Genomic DNA, 20,169 nt, shown 5'->3' on the forward strand with positions numbered 1-20,169 from the left:
CTAATGCGGATCGCGGCGCAGCGGATTCTCCTCCGCCAGCCAGCGTTGCGCGCGGCTGCTCTCCGGCGTTTCGGAACGCCGTTGTAGCCACTCCTCCTGCAGTTGCAACTGACGCTGCCGCTCTCTCTGCGGCAGGCGCCAGCCACGTCCACGGGCCACGGCCAGCAGCGATGCAGCCATGGCCGCATCGATCATAGCACTGTCGCCAGACTCATTCATCTGCGCCGGCGGCTCAGACTCAGGCTGCTGCTCCTGCAGCGGCGCCGCGGATGGTGCGGACGGCGCCTGGGCAGGTACCAGACACTCACCCTCGTCACTCACCAGCTCACAATCCGTGGAAGTCGGCATCGGCAGGTTTTGCAGGAACTGCTGCAGCTGTGCATCGCTCAGCTGTGCCAGATCACCACTGCCGCCCATGAGCGGCCTCAGGGTCAGGGCAGAGTCACTGCGCACATCCATGTTCGGCACCACGAAGGCTTCCAGCACCGGATCCCACTGGAAGCGGGGATCCAGCAGGCTGTTGTTATACAGCCCCGCCTGCTTGCTGCCGATCAGGTCCAGCTTGTCCGGCACGGCAGAGACCTGCACACCATCCAGCGCCGACTTGAGAGTGATACGACCGTAGTTACCCAGGATCAGGTCCGTGCTGAAGCGACCGAAGAAGTAGTCACTGCCACCGCCACCCAGCAACCAGTCATAGTTGTCACCGCCATAGAGGATGTCATTGCCGCCCATGCCCAGGTGAGAGGTATCAACATAGAAGTTGCCGCTGCGGTCGTAACCCATGTCGGCAAAGTCACCCACCAGGATGTCGTTGCCGGCACCGCCCAGCAGCTGGTCGTCACCACCGCCACCGAAGGCGCGGTCATTGCCGTCGCCCAGCAGCAGCAGATCGTTACCGCCGGCCGGCTCGGAGATGGTGGAGGCGAACTGGAAGGTGTTGTTGCGGTAGAGGAAAATCCCCTGATCGCCCATCACCAGGTCGTTGCCACTACCGGCGCGGACGATGTCCTGACCAAAGCCCGCCATGATACGGTCATTGCCACCACCGCTGTTGATGGTGTCATTGCCCGCCGTGGAGTCATCCAGGTCGGTGGTACGCATCAGCGTCAGGTCGCCATTAGCGTCGAACAGGATCTCGCCGTTGTCGCCAATGATGTCATCGTTGCCGTCACCGGTGGTGATGGCATCGTCACCGATACCGGCCAGCACGGTGTTATTACCGCCGAACAGTGCGAAGGTGTCGTCGCCACCCTGGTAAGGTGTGGTGGTTTCCACCCGCTCCCGCACGCCCGCAGCACTCCAGCGCACCAGGCCGTTATCACCCAGCACCAGTTGATCACCGGCACCGGAGCTGATGCTGTCAGCCCCCTGCCCGGCCACCACAACACCGTTGCCGCTGTCGACCGTGATGTTGTCATCGCCACCCAGGTGCTCATCGCTACTGATGACTTCACGCAACACGCCGCCCTGCCAGCTGACATTGGCGCTGTCACCCACCAGCAGGCTGTCACCGGCGAGGATGCGAATGGTGTCCGCCCCCTGACCACCCAGGATCAGGTTGAAGCCACCATTGCCACCGGCGGTGAGGGTATCGTCGCCACCCAGCTCTTCACGGGCGCGCACCCGCAACAGGGTGCCGGCCAGATAGGCGATATCACCCAGGTCACCGAGGATAATATTGTCGCCATCGGTGTCGGTGACCGTATCGTCGCCGAGGCCGGCAATAATGCGGTCGGCACCGAGGCCACCGTCGATGGTGTCGTCGCCTTCGAGATTCAGGTCCAGGGTGATGATGGTGGCCAGGCTGGCCAGCTCACTGGCCAGCAGGGAATTGCCCAGCTCATCCTGTGCGTCGCCGCTGTCACCGAAGAGGATGTCGTCACCGGCGCCGCCTTCGATCACATCATCACCGGCATTACCGCTGATCAGGTCCATGTCGTCGCCGCCAAGGATCTGATCGTCGCCGTCGTTGCCCTCCAGGGTATCGAAACCGGCGTCACCATAAATGAGGTCATTGCCGCCCTGGCCAAAGATACGGTCGTTGCCGGCATCACCGTGCAGCACATCATCACCGCTGCTGCCCAGCACCAGGTCGTCGCCATTGCCGGCGTAGACCTGTATCGCCAGGGAGGCGTCGGTAGCGTCCACCAGGTCATTACCATCCTGGGTGCGCAAGGAGAGCCTGCGCGCCTCGTCGCCCCACACCGGTGCCAGCACACTGTGGGCGGGATTGAGGAGATCATCACTGGCGGTCACCACAATGGTGTCGTTACCGCTGTTGCTGTAGACCGTGGTGACTGTGACGCTGCCGGTGTAAACACTGCTGACCGTAATCTGGTCGTCACCGCTGCCACTCCAGATCACCAGGTCGCTGTCGAAGTTGCCACCGGTGGCGCTGTAGTTGATCAATGCCGGCGCCAGGCCACTGACCGTGGTGGAGGTAATCTCCACATCGGTGTCCGCTGCACTGCTGTCAAAGTCACTGATGTAGAGGCGGTTACTGCCCTCACCGGCGTCCAGGTTAAGCTCACCGGCAATACCGTCCAGGGTGCCGTGCGCTGTCTCGCCGTTAGCGAAATCACCCACCGCGTCGCTGGCCACCTCGATGCGGTCATCGCCAGCGTTGGTGTTGATGCTGGTGGTGGTCGCCGCTGCAGTGGCCTGCACATTGATCTGGTCGGCACCGGAACCGGTGTCGATGGTCAGCTGGTCAACACCGTAGTAGCTGATGCCGTCCATACGGGTGGCAATCTCTGCGCCGGAGACAACCGTGATCAACTCGTCGGCGTACTCGCCGCGCAGGCTGATCAGCCAGTCACTGCCCAGGCGGGTCACCTGCACATTGTTGGTGTGAGGCAACGCCGGGTTACTGTTGTTGGGGTTGAGTACCGGCTGCAGCGCCGCCAGCAGGGCACTGGCGTCCGCGTCCCAGGCCACCGCAACCTGCTGGCCCAGCACTTCCAGCACATAGTCGCCGCTGGTGGCAGTCACGGTGAGCGCCTGCACGGTGCCGCTGGTGGCGCTGGTGGCGCCTTCACGTACCACCGCCACTTCCGCCGCCACCGAGGTGCTGGCGTCGCCGCTGAGGTTAGCGGTATCCACAACCATGGGTGCCAGATCCACGCCTGCCAGTTCACCGCCAGAGGTGATCCCGTACAGGTAACCACTGGCGGAGATCTCCAGCGTTGCCGTGATGCCACTGGCGATGCCGAAGTGATTGTTGAGTGCCGCGGCCATGGCGCTGGCATCCAGACCGTAGTCCAGGGTCAGCACACCGTAGCTGCCAAAGTCGACGTCGTAGCTGCCGGCTGCCGCCCGCACTTTCAGCGTCTGGATCTCAGCCAGCGAAGGCATGTCCAGCCCGGTGAGGGTGGTGTCGGACAGGGTCATGCTGTTGTCCGCCGTGTCACCGCGGTCGTCGACATGCAGCTGATCGTTACCGTTGCCACCCATATCCACCGCCAGCAGGTTGGCGATCTCATCCACCAGCTGCTCATTGCTGCTGACCGTGACGGTATCGTCACCGGCACCGGTGCTGAGGGTGGTCACCCCGGCCACGGTTTGCACGGTGACCACATCGGCACCGAGTCCGGTATCGATGTGGGTGTTGCCGCTGTGGGTGGATTCGACGGTGACATGATCCACACCGGAGCCCAGGTTGATGTTGAGGCCTTCCAGGTTCTCGTAGTGGATACCACCGGCAATGGCCGTGCCGCCGATCACCACGTCGTCACCCATGCCCAGACCAGTAAGGTGGTTGTGGGTCAGGGTGAGGGACTCCTCGGCGGGGCTGCCGGCGTTGTAGATGTTAAGCACATCCACCTGCACCGACTCATCCACGCGGGAGTTGAGGTTGACTGGACGGATAAAGTACTCGTCACCATCCTGCAGCACCACACCCTCCGGCAGCGCCGCCAGGGTGAGGGTAGTCAGGTCTTCACTGATGCCCTCGATATCCACCAGCGCCAGCAACTTGCCGTCGCGGACAATACTGATTTCGTAAGGCGAGCCGGCAATACGGGCATCAAAGCCATCGGCAAACGCCTTGCTGACCGGATCCCAGTACTGCGCATCGGCGTTGGTAATCTGATTGCCGCCCAACAGGGTGATCTCACCTTCAGCCGGGAACAGGTTGGTCTCATCCGGCAGCATCACCGGATCATTGAGCAGGTAATCAGCCCCCAGTTGCTCACCACCATTGATAAACAGCGGCCCGCGGATCTGGTTGACGCGCTCAGTGCCAGGAGCAAATACCTTCACATCGCCGCCGTCGACCACCAGGTCTTCATACTCCGTGACATCCACCTGCCGGATGGTGTTCCAGGTACTGGTTTCGAACACCACTTCGTTAGTGCCGGTTTCCACCTGAATAGCGTTGTTCTCCGCATCGTCACTGAAGGCGCGATCACCATCATAGGTACGGGTTTCAACACCATTGACCGCAACGGTCACCGTGTCAGTGGGCTGTCCGGAGAGCACCATAAAGTACTGGTCACGCTGCCAGCTGGTGTTGGCTTCAACGCCGTAAGCCGCGTACTCCGCCTCCACGTTGTAGGTGATTTCATAGCGATCCCCCGCCGCCAGGGTCAGCCCTGACGCCAGCGTGAACTGATCCAGCTCCACGTCGTAGCCGGTAATGACCGCGCTGTTGCCATTCTTGAGCGGGTCATCACTGATCAGCGTCAGGGTCATACCCACCAGGTCGACAAAGTCGGTATCCAACGGGTGGCCGTCGAGGGAGATGTTGAGCTGGTAATCACGGGTGATACCCTGCTCAAAGCTGCCACTGGCGAGGTTGGTTTGTGTCGACGAGCTGCTGGTTGTCGTGCCGCCGAAAATACCAAACAGGCCATAGTTGTGTTGCGACAGGGTCGTCACCACGGTTTCATAACCGCTGTAGGTGACGCTGTAACCCACTTCAACCGTGTAGGTATCGGCCTTGTCCAACAACATCAGCTGCAGAGGGTCGCGCGGGTCGCTGCTGCCGGCATCCAGCTGGTCGCTGAAATCGGTGGTGGCGGCGACCTGCTGACCGCTGCTGTCGAACAGCTTCAGGTAGGGCACGTAGCTGTAGCTGTAGCTGGTCGTGGTGGTGACGCTCTGCTCGTAGATGCTCTGGTCGATACCCGCAGTACCTGTGCTCCAGCTGCTGTACGAGGAGTAGCTGTAGTTGTAGCTGTCGGTATAGGAGCGACCGAAGTCGATATCAAACAGCCCCTGTACAAACGCCTGGCGCGCGTGGGTGACCACCGCATCGTCGATGCTGTTGATCACCACCCGTGCACCGGTGGCGCTGTCACTGCTGGTGAGACCGGCGGCGTACAACTTCGCCATCAGGCCATCGGCCACCAAATTGTTGATGGGCGCGGTGTTGTCGATATCGGCCTGGGTCACGGTGTGGGTGTAGTCCACGCCATTGACCATCAGCGTCCATTTGTCTCCCACCGCCGGCGAACTGTCACTGGAGAGATCCAGTACAAACCGGTCCCAGCGCTCCCGCGTATCGGCCGTGGAATCGGCCAGCGCTTCGTCGCTGGTGATCAGCAGGCTGGCAGTGACCGCACTTTCATCATTGGCCACAATCACCAGTTCGCCGCTGCCGGCACTGATGTCGTAATCGCTGAACTGGCTGTTGAGGGCACTGGCCGCCGCAGCCAGGTCGCTGTTGGCGGTGATGGAATGGGTTATGCCATCCAGGGTCAGGGACCACTGGTCACCACTGAAGCTGTAACTGCCCAGGGCAATGCTCTGGGTATAGACAGTCGTACTGGTGGTGGTGGGGCTACCGCTGGTGGTGATATCCACATCCGCGATCACCGACAGCGCCGGATCGATACCGCTGCTGCGGGTGACCACCAGGGTATCGCTGGCATCGTCGTAAGTTGCGCTGTAGCCGCTGCCGATATTGGCCGCGAAATAGGCGCCGATCTCGTCCAGGCTGAGGCTGGCATCACTGACGCTGGCCAGTGCCGTGGAACCGTTCATCAGCTGCCAGCCGCTGGCCGCTACCGTGCTGTCCAGCATCAGCTTCTGCTGGTAGAGCTTGCCGGATTCCGCCACGCTGCCCACGCCGGAGGCGGTGGAGGAGACGGTCATACCATCGCCATCAGTGCGGGCGACGGTGAAGCCGGTGCCACTGGTATAGGTGACGGTATAATCCGCGCCCAGCTTGCTGTCGAGGTCGGCCTGCAACTGGTCGGTCAGCTCAGCCAGGGTCGGCAGGTTACCGCCGCTGTCCTTGCTGGCCATCACCTGGCTTGTCTCACCATCTACGGTCACCGACCAGGTCCGGTTTTCCACCACATTGCCGCCCAGGGTGAAGGTCGTCTCCAGCAACTGAGAGCTGCTGGTGGCAGCGTCCTGATCGTTATCAATCACCTTGAGACTGACGTCCACGGAGGCCAGGTCGGTAATCACCAGCTCGCGATCCAGCAGTGAATACTCAACGCGATAGTCACTGCCAAGATCGGTCAGCAACGCGCTCACCAGGGCGTTGCCCACTTCCATATAAAGAGGCGTACTGTCGGTATTCACCGGGTACTCCTTGCCACCTACCGTCAGCACCCAGGTCTGGCCATCGGCTACGGTGGCCGCATCGGACAGTTTCAGGGTGTTGACGCTCAGGCTGGTGCCGGTGGCGGAGGCACTGAGCGTGCTCTCGCGCTGTACGTCCAGGGTAAAGCCGGCACTGGCGTTATCGATGCTCACCTGCCCGCTGCCAGCTCCCATTTGGGTGCTGAACCCGGATGGCAGACCCGTGCCGGAACCCTGCAACTGGCCGAGCAGGTCTGTCGCCAGGTCTGCACCAGTGGTGCTGGTGGCGGTGACGGTGTAATCGCTGCCGCTGATATTGACCACCCAGCTGTCACCCACGGTGACCGTGGCGGGGAAGCTCACCACCGCGCTGGTGTACCAGCCCGCAGTGGTACCGGCGCTGGAGAGGCCGGTGTTGATCACACCGGCGGTACTGGAGAGCATGTCGTCTGTCACGTCGAAGGTGTAGCGATCCTTGTAACCGGAACCGCTGCCCTCAATGGTGATGTGGGACATGCTGTCGTCGATAGTGCCACCCAGCTCCACATTGCCAATATTGGCGTTGGGCGTGTCGTACCAGCCGGTGTTGGCGCCACCACTGAGGGACTGACCTGCGCCGGAGGATTGGGATTCGTTTTCCAGTACCGGGGCCGGTACGAACTTGAAGTCCGCCACCTCCTGCTGTGGCAGGCTGATGTGCAGCTGGTAATCCACCCCTTCCGGCACGCCGGTACCGTAAGCCGCACCACCATCGGTGCGGCCATCCACGGCAATAATGTAGGTCCCTGCAGTAGAGATCGACGCCGACAGGCTGGCATCGCTGGAGGTGCTGCTGCCCACATCCCCGGAGGCACTGCCAAAGCCGGAGCTGGCGATCTGCTGCGCCTCACCACTGACCACACGGGAGATGCTCAGGGCGCTCTGCCACCAGACACTGTCTCCGCCTTCATAGCCGTGATCCACATCCGCTACCAGAGTCAGGCTGCCGCCAGCGGCGCTGAGCATGGCGTCGGTCACCTGCACCTCGTAGTAGTCGCGACTGCCGTCACCGGTGGCGTTCACCGTCAGATGCGGCACGGTCTCGGAATTCTGAATAGCCGTGTTGACCGCGGTACTCCAGCGCGCCAGGGAGAGATCCTGGGCGTAGAACCAGGCATCGTTGCCCTTCAGCTCATCCACTTCGGCAATACCCACACTACCGGTGAAGGTAGTACCGCTGCCACTGATCACTTCACCCTGTGCCAGCACACCGGTCTCGGCACGCTCTGCCACCTGAGTGCTGGAACCATCCTGCAGACTGTAGGAGGTGATGACATCGTCAGTGGTGGCCGCGTTGCCATCCATGTCGATCTCATGACGCTCCAGCAGTAGCAGAGTTGGGTAATCACCGTCGGCGATGGTGACATCCACCACGCCCATGGCGAGGCCGTCGTAGTCGCTGTCGGCGCTGCTGACCAGATGGGAGATACGGCCGTAGTGAGTGCCTTCCACCAGGTCGTCGGCTACCGCACTGAACTCAACGGTCTGCGCCTGATCCCAGTTGGCGGCGGTAAAGGTGAGCGCGACGCTGTCGGCGAAATCAATATCCCCCGCCTTGCGCAGTTGCAGCTGGCCATCGGCGCCCACGGTAACGGTGACATCCTCTGTCGGCTGCTTGCTCAGCACCACACGGTAGGAGTCCTCGTTCAGCTGGGTGATGTCTTCCGCCACCAGCGGCTGGTTGTTGTTCTGGCTGATCACCACCGAAGGCGCATCATTGTCGATCACCTCCACCACCATACGGCTGGCCACCAGGCGGTCGTAGGCACCACCATCCTCGTCACTCAGGCCTTCCATCACGCTGTGGCGGATCTCGATGTTGGTGTTACCTTCCGCCAGCAAATCATCGATGGCGCGCACGGTAATGGTCTGGGCGATAAACCAGTTGCTGCGGTCAAACAGCAGGGTAGTGGCATTGCTGTTACCGTTCAGGGTCACGCCTTCGCCACCGGCTTCGGCAATGGCCTCCTCCGGCAAGGTGGCAGTGGCAGTCACCCGCACCACATCTTCCGGCGGACGGGTGAGCACCACTTCATAGGTATTGATGGCGTTGGGGTCGGCAAGTACAGCACCATCTTCGTCTTCCCAGGCGCGCAGAGAGCCCGCCACCGGACGAATGATAATGCCGGCTTCGTCGTCGTCCTGCACATTGGCCACCAGCAGTTGCCGGATCGCCTCCAGGCGCGCGTCGTTACTGCTGATCACATTCTCGATGCTGCCGCTGTGACCCAGCAGGTCGTCGGCCACTACCGCTACCGGTTCACCGTCGTTGCCACCGGCTGTTTCAAAGGTGTCACTGCCAAGGCCACCCACCAGGTTCACCTGCACACCCTCATCGGTGCTGTGCACGTAGAAGGTATCGTTACCTTCCATACCGTCGATCACCAGCTTCTCGATGCCGTCGAAGTTGGTGAAGCGACCGGCACCGTAAACACCGGTAGAGGTAATGACAAAGTCATCGCCCATCTCGGTACCGAGAATGGTGACGGTATCAAGGCCATCGCCACCGGCGATATTGACCGGGGCGTTCATGGCGTAGCTGATAAAGTCAGCCCCCTGACCACCGTTGATGTTGGTAAATGGCGCGTTGGGGTCGTTGGGGTCCACCAGCACAAAACTGCGAATCAGGAAGGTATCGTTATCCTCGTCACCGTAGAGCGAGATTTCCGCCACGTTGCGATAGATGGTGAAACTGTCTTCACCCACACCGCCACGCAGGGTAGCCGAGTAGCTGATACCGCTGCTGATAAAGCCCTGGGTAATACGGGTAGTGTCGAAATAATCTTCCGGCGCCAGACCGGCGTCGCCGTCCCGCGGTGAGTTGAAGATCTGCCCCACCTGGAAGTTGTCGTCGCCACCATCACCGAACACCGTCATTACCGCCGAGGTGTCATCAAAGACAAAGTTGTCGTCACCATCGCGACCAAACACGGTGATGCCGCCATTGAGATCGCTGCCGTAGTTGATGCGCTCAACCGTACCGCCAACCACACGCTGGCCATCGGCATCGGTCTCCATGGCGTTGATGGAATGCGGACGGAAGAGGAAGTTGTCCACGCCGTCGGTGCCGTAGACGTTGAGCAGGTTGATGGCAGTCAGGTCACCGGTGGACTGATCGTCCACATTGATGATTGACGAACCTTCACCGGCCAGCGCCACGTGATAGTGATCGCTGCCCAGCTGGCCATGCAGGTTAATGGTGCCGCCAATGCCGTTGGCAAAGGTCTGCTCACCGAGGCTGTTGTAGTTGACGCGAATGGTATCGTCGTCGTCACCGGCGTTGATGTCAGCCATGGCACCGGTAGCGGCGATATTAATAACATCGTCACCGGCACCGGTATTGATCACCACCGCATCGGCAGTGGCGGCCGACATATACACCTGGTCGTCTCCGGCACCGGTATTGACGGTAATGTCATCCAGGTGATGCACACTCTTCACCGCCACTGTGTCGGTAATATCACGGGTATTGTCAGCCGCGGACGCCGCGTTGAGGTTGAGATCAATCACCTCCAGCCCGGCCATGCGCAGGCCGTACTGGTTCAGCCCCTGCAGGGTGTCGAAGCTGATGATTTTCTCCACTTCACCCTTGCCGGTGACATACTCACTGTTGACAGTGATGCTGTAGTCAATGCTGAGGTTGACCTCCACATACTCCGGCAAATAGAAGCCGGCGTCGTCCGGTACAGAGCCGATATCGATGGTGTGTTCACGGGAGGTTCCGTCCACATCCTTGTCGATAATAAGACCGTCGATCAACGGCGCTTCCACATCGCTGCGCAAGCGCTGACCGCCATCGAAGGTTTCGATCAGGGCCTGAACATTGGCATCCGTAAAGGCCATTTCACTCAGCCCCGCTGCCGCCACATAGGCCTTCCAGTTGGTGCTGTTGAGGTAGGTCCCCCCATCCAGCAGGTCGGATCTGAAAACGTCCTCACTGGCCTGGTTAAGTCGACGAATCGCCACGCTCTCCAGCACCACTTCGTGATTGCTGCCCACGCCATAGTAGGAGTAGCTGTAGTAGGAGTGATCAAGGTCATCGACGGCGGCCATATAGGCCTTGTTCAGTTCAATATCCTTGCCCCGCAGCGGATCGTTGAGACCGCCAACACTGCCACTGACCTGGGTGCCGGAAGCATCACCGACGGTGTAGTGGATGGCGATCAGCTCACGGGTATCCGGCACAGCCTGGGTGCTGTAGTCGGTTTTGCCCGACGCCAGGGCGGCGTAGCCGTTGTCGTTATCGGCCAGCGCCTGCACATCGTCGGCATTGGGATCAAGGCGAGTGGCGTAGTCACCAGTGGATGCATTCCAGTCCACCGCCAGGTCGTACTCGTCGTTATCCCAGATATGCTGGGAATACTCGTAGGTGACCGAGCGTACGGTGGTATCCAGCTGCGTCTGCTGATAGACCTTGAGTGCAGATTCGGAGCTGATGTCAAAGCCATCGGCTTTCAGATCAGTGCGCACAGAGGAGAGATTCAGGTAACCCTGCAGCGCCTCCAGTGCCGTTCTGACGTCGCCGCTGCCAGTGATATTGCCCAGTTGCGGATCCAGCAACAGCTGCTCCAGCGCCGCCATGGAGAAGTCGTAACTGCTGATGACGTTTTCACCCATCAGCTGCAGGCCACGCAGGGTGAAGCCCTCCAGCTTGTCGGCGTAGGCCAGCTTGGCACTGGTATCCAGTGCACTGCCGCCTTTCAATGCCACCAACGCCTGCGCCAGGTCGTCGAGATAATCCAGCGCGTAGAAGGTATTGGTGACACTGTCTTCTGTCAGCACCACCTCGGCACTGTCGATCTCACCGGCCAGGAGGTCATCCAATACGCCCACCTGCAGATCCTTGTGCGCGCGCAACAGCGCCGCCTGCAGATCGTCGTGGGTCATGCCGGAAGGAATAGTGCCGGTAAAGGCACTGGTATCAAACTCGAAGCTGACTTTCTCCTGCTCCTGCTTGACCAGTTTCACATCCAGGCCGGCACTGTCCCTGGCATTGACCTCAATGGTGTCACTACCGGCGCCACCGGCTATTTTCACCAGGCCGGCGATACGGGAGATATCGTAGTTTTCCGGCAGGATCTTGGTGACGGTACGCTCCGGCAGACCGTCAAAGCGGTAGGAGGCAACACCGTCCACCTGCTCAGCATCGTAGTTCTGTACCAGGTTGATGGAGACATTTTTCTCCGCCTCCACATCGTAGAAGAGGGAGATCAGGTCCCAGAACATATCCTTGCCGGAGAGGCCTTCTGCGGCCCATACACCCTCTTCGCCGGCAATGTGCGGCATGTTGGTGTAGTAGCCGCCGAAGATCCACAGGTCCACATAGTCGGCCGGCATCTGGTCGGCGTAGATATCGCCCTTGTAGAAGTCCGGCTCATAGCCCCAGTCGTCGATACGCGTGCTGTTCAGTTCGGTCCCCTGGCGCACCTGGTCGGTGTGAATGAAATCACCCCAGATGGTACGCGCCACCACTTCGCGAACGAAGTTGGTGTAGAGGATTTCATCCAGGCTGCGGCCACCGGCGTAGATGCCGCTGGTGGCCCCCACCGCCGACAACACTCCGAAGTCGATCTCATCCGGCATCTCCGGCGCCGTACCACCGTTGAGGAAATCGAACTCGTAGTCCCCGTCGGGATGGTTCTGGCCCCACTCCTGGCCGGCGTTGAGAATCTCTTCCAGCTGGTTGAGCTGGTCGTTGTAATCCCACACCGCCGACGAGTTGCGCTCCAGTACCGGGTAGGAGAACGCGGTACCGGGGATAGTGCGCCAACTGACACCGTACAGATAGGTGTTGTGCACCGGCGCCCGCAGGGCTTTCTCAAAGCCCTGGGCATAGAGCTTCAGTCCCACCGCCAGGTTGGCCTCCAGCAGGCGCCAGTGATCATCGCTGATGGTGGTTTCCACACCACTCTTGATCCACTTCTTGTAGAACTCGGCCCAGGCCTTCTGGCGCTCGGTGGAGTTCATGTCGCGCTTGGCGAAGATCACATCGTTATTGGTGAACGACTGACTGCTGAACATATCCTCCAGTACCTGCTGCTCCACGGTATAGACCGCGCTGGAAGCCGGATAGGTGACATCAAAGGATTTCTCTTCGCCGCCCAGGTTGACCTTGTCGTTGCCGGAGCCGAGGCTTAGCACCAGGCTGATGTTGGCGTCCAGGCCGTAGAGGTTGATGGTGTCATCACCGGCACCGGTGATCAGGGCCAGGCGTTCCACGCCACTGACACCTTCCACCTTGAGACCGGCACCATAGATGTACTGCTTGCTGTTTTCGTCGGTGAAGATATAGAACTCGTCACCCAGGCGGGTACCGGACAACACCAGGGTGTCAAAGCCGGAACCACCGTAGATGGAGACGCGGTTGTTCTTCACGTAGCTGATCAGCGTATCGGTCTCATCTTCCTGTACGTTGTAATTTTCATCACCGGCACCGGCGGAAATTTCACCGCCGCTGACATCCAGCAGACTGCTGCCAGCACCGGCCAGCAGGTGCGCCTTGAGGAAGAAGGTATCGTCACCGCGCTCGCCAAACAGCGACAGTTCACCGATGTTGTGGTTGACCTCAAAGTAGTCGTTGCCATCACCACCGAAGAAGTAGCCGTTGTAGTTCACACCAGCGGTAATGCCCTGTTCACCATCCACTACCTCGATCTGGGTGCCGTGACCATCGTCCACGAAGGTGGTCTTGATGACACGGCCAATGAGGAAGTTATCGTTGCCTTCGTCACCGTAGACATACAACGCCCCCATGGTGGCATCGGAAACGATGGTGTCGTTACCGCCGCCGCCGTGCACGACGATATTTTCCGCCGAGGTGTTGTAGTAGACACGCTGGTATTGCGCCGGCGCCGCCAGCGAAATGGACGGACGGGTGCTGGCAATGGCATCGGCAATATCCACCGGCGCATTGATCAGTGTGCTGTTGTCACTCGCCAGCAGGTGATAGTTGCCCTGCTCGTCCAGGGTGGCGTCGTTGAGCAACACATACCAGGGATCCTGGCTGGTGCCGGACCCGGTTACCGTTGCCGAGACAATGGTATCCAGGGCTTCCAGCGCCGCCTCGATCTCTTCCCGGGTAGAGGCGTCGGTCAGGGTTGTGGTTGCGTCACCATCATAGGTCAGGGTATAGCTGCCGGTCTCGCCGGGCATGATGCTGAACACCTGGATCTCGTTGGCGGCGCGTTCGAACAGGCCATCCACATCCGGCTTGCCAGCCAGCAATGCTGCGGCAATGCTGTCGTCATCAATGCGTTCGGCAAAGGCACGCAAGACACTGGTCTCTGCCACTGCCGGGGAAGAGCTGGTGAAGAGGAAATAGTTACCTTCAGCGTCGGTATCAGCATCCAGCAGTTCAATGATCCACGGATCCAGCGCGTTGCCGCTACCGGAGATATTGAGGTCACGGATACCCAGGTTGGCGTCCAGCAGTGCGCTGCGGATCGCCGCCGCATCATCGCCGGCGTCAATGGTGACACTGCCACCGTTGTAGCCCAGTTCGAAGCTGTCGCTGAAGTTGTTGCGCTGCAGCCGCTGGTAGCTGGCGTCCACGTTCAGGTGCATGGTGTCGTTGGCGTCACCGCCCCAGATCTCCAGCGAGTCGGAGTCGGTAGCACCGGTGCCACTGTCCATCACATGCACGTTGGATTGACCTACCACAGCACCACTGAGAGTGGTGACATAGGTATCGGAACCCATACTGCCATCGAGGAAGGCGGTTTTGGTGAATTCACTGAGGGCGAAGCTGTTGCTGCTGGCACCACCGTATAGGGAGAACGCCTCAAACACGCTGACATTGGTTTCGGCCTCGTCCACCGCCACCATCACTTCCGGATCCAGCAGTGACCGCTCGGAACCGGTCACATGCAGGCTGGCATCCGACAGCGAGAAGTCCAGGTCACGGGCCTCGATCAGGGTATCGATGTCGGCAATACCGTCGCTGTCCTCGTCGATAAACTGATCGGTACCGGCACCGCCGGTGACGGTATCGCTGCCCTCGCCGGAATTGATGATGTCATCGCGGGAGGTACCAATGAGGCGATCGTCGCCGTCACCACCGGTGAGCTTCAGGTTGTCCACCGCACGGGAGGTGAGCACCTGGCTGGCGAGAATGTCATTGCCAAGAATAAACTCATTGTTGGGCGTGAGTCCGGCGATGATAAAGTCATCTCCCGCACCGGCATCCACTTCAATACTGTCGTGGCGCTCATCACCAAAGTCGTCGGTCAGGTCGATACCGCGAATGGTGATCACCACCTTGTCGGTGGAGAGGCTGTCATCGCTGCCCACACGCTGGTGAGTCACCTGCACCGTATCCACATTTTTCTGCAGATCCGGCAAGCCGGTGTCCTGCAGCTCGTGGCCAACGGTAAAGTAATCGCGACCGTCGCCACCCTCAATGCGTACACTGTCCACCGCCTTGTCGGTGACATAGGTGGGATCTTCAAACCAGTCGGTACCGCCGTCGAGAACCGCCTCGCCGCCCCCTTCCGGGATGCTCCAGGTGGGCTTCTCCACCATGCGCGGCATGTTCTTCTCAATGGTCTGGAAGGCCGCGAGGTAACCCTCCAGCGAACCGGCGCTGGCAAAGGCCGGCAGCACAGCGTGATTGCCGCTGCCATCCAGTTCGATCTCCCAGTTGTCGCTGCCGTCACGGCGCTCCACGGTTTTGTAGCTGGAGGCCGCATTGTCGAGCATGGCCTGCACACCGGCACCACTGAGGTCGTAGCTGACCATGATCGGTGCACCACCGGTGTAGCCAATCAGGTCGATCACCCAGGGCGCCAGGGCACTGCCATCACCGCTGACTTCGACATCAGCCGCGCTGCCAACAATGCCCCAGTCGGTAAAGAGGTGGGCAACAAAGTTCGCCTCGCTGAACTCAGCCGCGCTCAGGGTAAAGCTGCTGTGGCCCTCCAGTGAGAAGGTCGCGCCGGCAATGGAGCGAGGCAACTCGATGGCGGCGTTGATGTCCTGCGCCAGGGTGGCGCTGGCAAAACCACTGCCAGCGTTGATGATCAACGCCTGGGTGGCGTCAGCGGCATCAAAGCTGACCGAGAAGAGTCCGGCGTTCTCCGTCACGGTAACGTCCAGCAGGGCGTTGGTGAGACGGGTCTGCAGACCGCTGGCGGTAAGATCGCCGCTGCCCAGGGTAATCTGGGTGTCGCCATAGTAGATCACGGCACCCTCAACCACCTGGCTGCTGCTCAGGTACTGCAGCTGCAGGTTGTCGGTGGCAATGATTTGCGACGGCACCTGCATCTGCTGGATGTAGGCGTTACGTTCCATGGCGAACCAGCCATCAACGTCGCTGTCGGCCGCTACAAAAGCCACACTCCAGGGGTTGTCTTCGCTGCCGGTACCACTCACCACCACATCGTCGATGGTGTCGAGGGATTCCAGCCAGAACTCCACCTCGGCGGCACTCATGCCTTTCACCAGCGCCACTTCGGCGCCGTTGTAGCTGAAGTAGGCGTGATCCTGCCAATCGGCCAGGGACAGTTGCTGGGTGGCTACCAGGGCATCACGCACACTGCGGCTGTAACGCTCACTGGTGGACTGTACCGCCACACCGCCCTGCTGCTCCGCTTCGGCACGCAGTTGCAGGTAGTTGCCATCCGCGTCGGTTTCAGCGTCCAGGAATACCACCTGCCACGGATCGCCCGCAGTACCACTGCCAAGGACCGCCACATCATCGACGTTATCAAGGGCTTCCAGGGCCGCTGCAATACCGGCTGCGGTGAGGGCGCCCAGGTCCATGCCCTGGTCACCATACCAGAGGGTACTGGCGCTGGTATCCCATACCAGCGACTGTACCCGCCCACTGTTGGTAACTGCCTCACCAGTGACCTGCTGTGGTGCTGCCACCGTGTCGATGGGGGAGACTTTCATGGCGCTATATTCAGTCGCTACGTCATCCGCGGGCGTCAACAAAATCTGCCAGGGATCCGCGGCGGTGCCACTGCCGCCATTAACGGTCACCGTATCGGCACGCAGGCCATCCAGTTCCGCCAGCGCCGCAGCTACATCGGTACTGCTCATGCCCGCGGTCAGCTCAACACTCTGCAAGCCATACCACACCAACGCGCGCGGGGTATCAAAGCCCACCAACTGTGTGTCACCGGTATTGGTGGTGGTCGCCGCCGTTACCGCCACCGCGTCCTGCAGCTGCTCCAACATCTGGTAACCCATTGCGTAATAGCCGTCGGCGCCGGCATCGGCGTCCAGCAGCTGAATCAGCCATGGCGTTTCGCCACTACCGGCCACCACTTCCACCGTACGAATACCATTCAGGGACAAGAGGGCCGCTTCAACAGCAGCCGCACTGCCATCCAGAGCCACCTCTATACTGTCACCGTTATAGGAGAACTCGGCGCTGACAGCATCGCTGTCAATCGCCAGCTGCTGGCGATCATTGGCGGGCAGCACTGCGTCGGCAGCACTCGCCTGAGTGCGGGTAATCACAGCGTCAGTCAACGCAGAACCACCGGCCACCATCTCAAACAACAGGAAGTCGCCACCGGCGTCAGTATCGGCACTGATCAGGGTAATCAGCCACGGATCGCTGTCGATGCCCTGACCGGAAACCGCCACCTCGCTGATGCCGCTGAGCAACTCCAGCCGACGTTTGACTTCCGCCACGTCCATACCGGCAACCGTATCGCCGGCGGCATTGAGGGTCTGGCTGGCAGAGAGGGAAATACCCTCATCGCCATACCAGAGCATGCCCTGGCCTTCGAGCAGGGTCAGGGAGACCATCTGCGCGGCGTTTTTATCTACCGCGGTCACCGCATCGGTGATGGTGGTGACCGCCGGGGTCTGGTCGGCGCCGGCCAGATAGACTGCGCCATCCACATCGAGGCGGTAGAGGTACTCCGCCGCGCGGGTGTCGTCACGCTGGGTAAGGGCACCGCTGTAATCCTGCACGAAATACTGATGCGCAAATCGGCGATAGTTGTTGCTGCTGTCGGTGGTAACCAGCCCATCTACCAGCGTTACAATCCAGGGGTTGGCCTGGGTGCCGGCACCCGTGACCTGCACACCACCGGCACCGATGGCAGTAATAGACTCCAGTGCCGCAACCACTTCATCAACACTCATATCGGCACTGAGGGTGGCACTGTTGCTGTCAGAGCGGTTGTTGTCCGGCAGACTGCTGTCATAGCCGTAGAAGACCGTCACCTCATCCAGGCCGTCGGCCAGCCAGATCTCCTGCACCTGCTGGCGGGGATCGACGCCGCTGACCGCGGCGGCATTGGTAACCGAGAGCAGTTTCGGCGAGCCGTCGCTGTTGTAGAGGTACTGGCCACCCGCCTGCAGGTCATAGCGGTAGAAATATTCGCCACGACGCACATCGGTGATGTAGTTGCCGTCTTCGTCCTGGTAGGCGCTGTAGCCATCCGGATAGACCTGGTGGTTGCCGTCAACATCACGCTCCACCTGCCATTCCACCGCCTTGCGCTGGCCGAGGGTGATATCCACGCTCTGCAGCGAGGTATCCATCAGGTCGCCAATGCGAATGGTGTCGCTCTCTTGCTGGGTATCCAGTTTGAGGGCTTCAATCTGATCCAGCACCACACTGTTGCTGAGGTTCACCGTCAGGCGCGCGGAGGTATCCGCCATATCGGCAAACGCTTTGACCAGCTCCACCTGACTGGCGTTGTTGTCGATGGTGACATCGAAGGTATCGTTACCCTCACCACCCAGCATCAGCAGGCTGGAGCCCGCCGCCAGCGGTGCAAATTGCCACACGACGCGGTCGTCGCCCTCGCCAGCGTCCACATTTACCGAACCGGTACCGGCATCAATAATGTCATCGCCGCCTTCGCCGTAGATAAAGTTGTTGCCCTGCGGCAGGGGGTTACCCTCGTCATCCTTGCCACCGACAAAGATTTCGTCGTTACCCAATCCACCGTACACCGTGTTGCTGCCGAGGCCGGCGTGAATGTAATCGCCGAACTGGGAGCGGAACAGGGAGTTTTCCTTGGTCAGGACAATTTCGGTAACACCGTCGGCTTCCACCGGAATACCAGCGGCGTTGTAGCGCGCAAACGGCGTGCCGTCGGCCTGGTAGATGGGCGTCAGGTGCTGGTTGCCATCGGCACCGGTAAAGTAGGCCAGGGTCTCATCACCACCGTAGATGGTGTCATCGCCGCCATAGGTGGCAATAAAGTCGAAACCGCCTTCGCCGTAAACGGTTTCGTCACCGTCGCCGGTCAGAATGACATCGTCGCCTTCACCACCGTAGATGACCACACCGTCGTAGCTGCTGTTATCACCCTGCACGTCCACCTGATCGTCGCCGTCGCCGGTTTCGATGCGATAGCTGCCGCCGGTGCCGAGCATGGCGTTATCGATATTGAAGACATCGTTGCCGAGGCCACCAATGATGGTCATGGTGGGGAGTATGTCGGTGACGTTGGTGTCAGCAATCATCTCCAGGTAATCATCACCGGCATGGGTGGCAACCTCAATGGCCGCCACCCGGCCGTTAAGGCGCTTGAGGCTATAGCGGTCATTGCCACTGGTACCGACAATCTTCAGAGTATTGACGTCTTTGGCGAGGAACACCTCGGCACGCAGGCCGGTACTGACAATAATAATGTCTTCGTCCGGGTTGTCCTGGCGCAGCGCGCGGATCTGATCCCGCAGCGCCGTCTCCTCGGCCTTGGTGTAGTACTCGGTATTGAGGAAGCCCTCCTCCACCAGCTTCTGCAGCGACAGCTCCATGTCCGGGGTAAACACATCCACGGTATAGGAGTGAGGGCCGTCGGAATCACGGCCGGCGTAACGCAGGGTCAGCTCGCCGCTGCTCTCGTTGAGTACCGCAATGTCTTCCGGCGCCTCGTGGATACATTCGAGGTCGAAGCGGGCCAACACTTCATTGACGAAGCGGTTGCGGGCTTCAAACAGGGTGATCTTGCTCAAGCCCAGGTCCACGCCCACCCACAGGAAGGCCTCCAGGAACAGGTTGAGCTGGCCACTCATGTCAAACAGACACTGTGGACCGTGGGTGATGCGCTCCACCAGTTCGCTGCCGTACATCTTGCCGTCGCCCACCGGCAGGTCGTCGAGGAACTTGGTTTCCATGTCATTGAGGTCAAAGCCGATAATGGCTTCAATGCCGCCTTTCACGCCAGCTTCCACCAGCCCCCCAATACCCAGGCTGGCCACCACACCAATGGCGGCGCGCAGCTGAATCTCGGCCTTGTCAGTAGCGGTATTCTCCTGGCCGTGGTCGTCCAGGTAGAAGCCGTTAAACAGGCGCCAGCTCTCGGCGGCGTCAAAGTCGGTCTCCATCCACTCGCGGAAACCGCGGGTATCAAAGCCGAAGTCGAAGTTGGTGTAGGCACCAATCTCACCGAAGAAGCCGACGTTAAAGCCAGGGTAAACCGGGAAGGTTTTCTGGTATTCGAAGAACAGCGACAGGTCCGGCAGGTCGTACCAGAACAGATCCACTTCACCGCGGCCGGTAATAAACTGCAGCAGGCTCATGGGATCTTCCAGCAGCGGGATGCGGAAGTTCTTCTGTCCGGGCGGATTACCGAAGGTGGCCGTATTGCGGTTGGCGCTGGAGATACCGCCGTCCAGCCC

1 protein-coding gene (cut by a window edge) is annotated in these 20,169 nt (G+C 60.4%); it reads right to left on the minus strand.

The window, feature by feature from the left end:
• Positions 1 to 20,169, minus strand: the 3' portion of a protein-coding gene (locus GSF27_RS17500) for a DUF4347 domain-containing protein (protein ID WP_160971366.1). The gene runs 15,855 nt beyond the window's last position; 20,169 of the gene's 36,024 nt are visible here — the last part of the coding sequence; its start codon lies off the right edge, out of view; it ends in the stop codon at positions 1 to 3.

The organism is Pseudomaricurvus sp. HS19 (genome assembly GCF_009857815.1).
GTDB lineage: Bacteria > Pseudomonadota > Gammaproteobacteria > Pseudomonadales > Cellvibrionaceae > Pseudomaricurvus.